The organism is Kitasatospora sp. NPDC057512, from assembly GCF_042802135.1.
Classification (GTDB): Bacteria; Actinomycetota; Actinomycetes; order Streptomycetales; family Streptomycetaceae; genus Kitasatospora.
Genome location: NZ_JBHVET010000867.1, coordinates 1 through 3202 on the forward strand (window position 1 = coordinate 1; position 3202 = coordinate 3202).

Here is a 3202-nt window from a genome sequence, read left to right on the forward strand (position 1 = left end):
GACCGGGGCGGCGGGCTCAGGACTCGCCGTGCTGGCCGCGGGAGAAGATGGTCGGGCTGCCGGGGAGCTCCGGGTTCGCGCCGAGGTGGTCGGCCAGGTCGCGCACCCCCTCGGCGAGCGAGACCGCCGGCCGGTAGCCGAGGCCCTGGAGCTTGGAGATGTCGCCGACCAGCCGGTAGGTGTCGTCCTCGATCTCCGGGATCACGCTGACCTCGGGCGTGACGCCGGTGGCCTCCCCGATCGTGTTGACGAGGTCGCGCATCGAGACCTCCGTGCCGGAGCCGATGTTGAACACCTCGCCCAGTTCGGCCCGGTCAGCGATCGTCAGCAGCCCCTGGACCAGGTCGGTCACGTGGACGAAGTCGCGGGTCTTCCGGTCGATGTCGCCCACGATCTGGATGGGCTGGTGGTTGAGGTGCCAGCGCAGGAACCGGCCGACCTCGACCATCGCCTCGTGCGGGTTCTCGCCCGGCCCGTAGACGCAGAACGGGCGGCCGACCACCACCGGCAGACCGCAGGCGCGGTGGAGCGCCAGGCAGGTGATCTCGCCGCTGAGCTTCGACGCGCCGTACGGGACGAAGGGGCGGGTCGGGTGGTCCTCGTCCATGGGGAATTTCCGGGGCGTTCCGTACACGGACGCGGACGAGACGTAGACGACCCGGCGGACGGACGCCTTGAGGAGGGCCTCGGCGAAGATCAGTGTGCCGAGTGCGTTGATCTCGAAGTCGAGGCGCGGCTGCGTCACCGACAGTGTGCCGTTCGCGTTCGCGGCGACGTGGAAGACCAGGTCGGCGTCGTCCACGGCCTCGGCGACGGCATCGACCTCGCGGATGTCCAGCAGGTGCAGGGTGGTCCCGGACGGCGCCGAGATGCTCGTCGCGGTCCGGGCGTTGTCGATGATCGCCACCTCTTTCCCGAGAAAGAGAAGGGCGCTGGTCAGGTGCCTTCCGACGAAACCCAATCCGCCCGACACCAATACCTTGTCGTATTCTTCGAGCATGTATTCGATATATCAGGCCTAGGACATACGGGCGATCCGGGAATTCGGAATCACGTCCGTCCGGGTGAATATCAGGCGGACAGGTGTTGTTCCGGCTCGTGGTCTTCCGGTTCCGTGTCGAAGACCCGGAAGAGCGAGAGGTCGGGGGTGCGGCCGCGGATCGCCGTCCAGGCCTGGTGGAAGTCGCGCCGGACTCCGGCCGGCGGCCACGGGGCGGGCCGCAGCTCCGGGGGGAGGAGCGGGTCGAGCTCCAGGGCGTGGGTGAAGGCCTCGGCCAGGCGCAGCGCGGTGGCGACGAGTTCGACGGAGCCGCGGTCGGGGCCGAGGGGTTCCTCGGCCAGTGCGTCGGCGAGGGGCCGGTAGGCCTCGACCGTCCCGGCCGCGGGCCAGAGATGTTCCGCGGTGGCGGCGGGGCCGGTGAGGCCCCGGCCGGTCAGGCGGGTGGCCTCCGCCGTGACCAGGTAGGCGTCGACGGTCGCCGCCGAGGCCTCGGCGGCCAGTTCGTCGAGCAGGTCGTGCGGGCTGACGTAGGCGCCGGGCGCGAGCGGGGCGGCGCCGAGCCGGGTCAGCGCGGTGCGCAGGGCGTCGCGTTCCGACCGGTGCCGCTCGGGGACGGAGAAGGTGTAGAGGCGCCACAGCCCGTCCCAGGGGACGAGCCCGGCGTCCTGCGCGTAGGCGAGCGCGACGAAGCGGACGTCCAGGTCCGAGCGGAGCCTGCCCGCGTCGGTCAGGACGAGCCGGCCCTTGCGGCCCCGCCCCTCCTGCCGCAGGACGCCCGCCGCCTCCAGCCGCCGTACGGCCAGCCGCACCGGCTGGTCCGCCAGGCCGGCCGCCGCCGCGACGTCGTAGACGTAGTCGAGGGGGGCCGTGCCCTGCGGGTCGAAGCAGGCCTCGACGACCGTGCGCGGCGCGGGTCGGTACGGCGCGGCGTTGTCTGCGGACACGGGAGACCTCGGTTCTCGATCACGGGGCCCGGGGCGGGGCCGTCCGGTCAATCTGCCACATGGGGCACCCGGGGGATCAGGCGCCTTCCCAGGGGTAGCCGTGGCGGCGGAAGGCCGAGGCGATGGCCGCCTTCCCACCCTCGACGTCGTCGTCGAAGAGGACGCGACCGACCGGTGACTCGATCCGCACCTTGCCGCCGTGGCGGAAGACGCCGCCGACCTGGTCCCGGGCGATCACCCGGCTGTCGTCGCCTTCGATGATGGTGATGCTCTCGTCCGAGATGCGCAGCGTGGCGGCGTGGTAGGTGACGAACATCCCGACCACGAGCCCGACGGCGGCGAGCGCCACCGGCCGGCCGACCACCATGGCCGGGGAGGTGAACGAGCCCAGGAACCGCACGGTGTCCGCGTAGGGGATCGGGTGCCGGGCGGCGAACTGGAGCAGCCACGGGACGGCGAAGCCGAGGCCGGCGCCGACCGCGGCGCAGAAGGCCCAGATGACGATCTTGGTGTCGAGGGGCATCCGGAGCTCGGTCACGGTGGACTGGGCATCGGTTTCTTTCGTCATACCTACGACCGTAGCAGCTACGATAGATTTCGGCGATCGGTGAGGTGCTCCGGGAGGGGTCGGCTCCGATGTCACGTTTCCGACGGCTCCCCGGTCCACCTGTCGAGTGCGGCCGCCGCAGCCGGTGCCGCTGCCGACCGAGAGAGGGGACATGACCATGGAGACCCTGACCGTCCGACGCGTCATCGCCGCACCGATCGAGGACGTCTTCGACTGGTGCGCCACCACCACCAACTACACCCGCTCCCCGCTCATCCTCCGGGCCCGCCTGGCCCGGCCGGGCGCCGGAACGCCCTACGGCGTGGGCGCGGTGCGGGTGCACACCTGGGCGATCGGCTGGTTCCGCGAGCGGGTCACCACCTACGACCGGCCGCGCGGCTTCGACTACACGGTCGAGCGCAGCCTGCCGCCGTCCCGGCACGAACTCGGCCGGATGACCTTCACCGAGGTCGCCGGCGGGACGGAGGTCGCGTGGACGACCACCTTCCAGGTCCGCCTGCCCTTCGGCGCGGCCCTCACCCGGGCCCTGGCCAAGCCCCTCATCGCCCACACCTTCGGCCGCATCCTCGCCGCCGCCGACGCCGACCTCACCGGCGGCCGCCGGGCCGGGTGACGGTGGGCGCCGCGCGCGGTCGCGGCGGGGGGCGAACTCCCGCGACGAGCCCGGGCCGTCCCCGCCCGGCGTGAACG

Annotated in this window: 4 protein-coding genes; 1 reads left to right on the forward strand and 3 read right to left on the reverse strand. The window is 72.3% G+C overall.

The genetic code is table 11. The features are described from left to right. Positions 1–16: 16 nt before the first annotated feature. The 3 genes from ACFU6K_RS34975 to ACFU6K_RS34985 form a co-directional block, all read right to left on the reverse strand. Positions 17–1000 carry an NAD(P)-dependent oxidoreductase gene (locus tag ACFU6K_RS34975; RefSeq protein WP_049652368.1) on the reverse strand — a complete coding sequence of 328 codons (984 nt, stop codon included), beginning with the start codon at positions 998–1000 and terminating at the stop codon, positions 17–19. Between the two features lie 71 nt (positions 1001–1071). After that, positions 1072–1944, reverse strand: a complete 873-nt coding sequence (locus ACFU6K_RS34980) for a transcriptional regulator (RefSeq protein ID WP_380670040.1) — start codon at positions 1942–1944, stop codon at positions 1072–1074. 76 nt (positions 1945–2020) lie between these two features. Then, positions 2021–2512, reverse strand: coding sequence for a hypothetical protein (locus ACFU6K_RS34985; protein ID WP_380670042.1), 492 nt, complete (start codon positions 2510–2512; stop codon positions 2021–2023). 157 nt (positions 2513–2669) lie between these two features. Between ACFU6K_RS34985 and ACFU6K_RS34990 the strand changes: the two genes are divergently transcribed. Further along, positions 2670–3125, forward strand: coding sequence for an SRPBCC family protein (locus ACFU6K_RS34990; protein WP_380670044.1), 456 nt, complete (start codon positions 2670–2672; stop codon positions 3123–3125). Positions 3126–3202 lie beyond the last annotated feature (77 nt).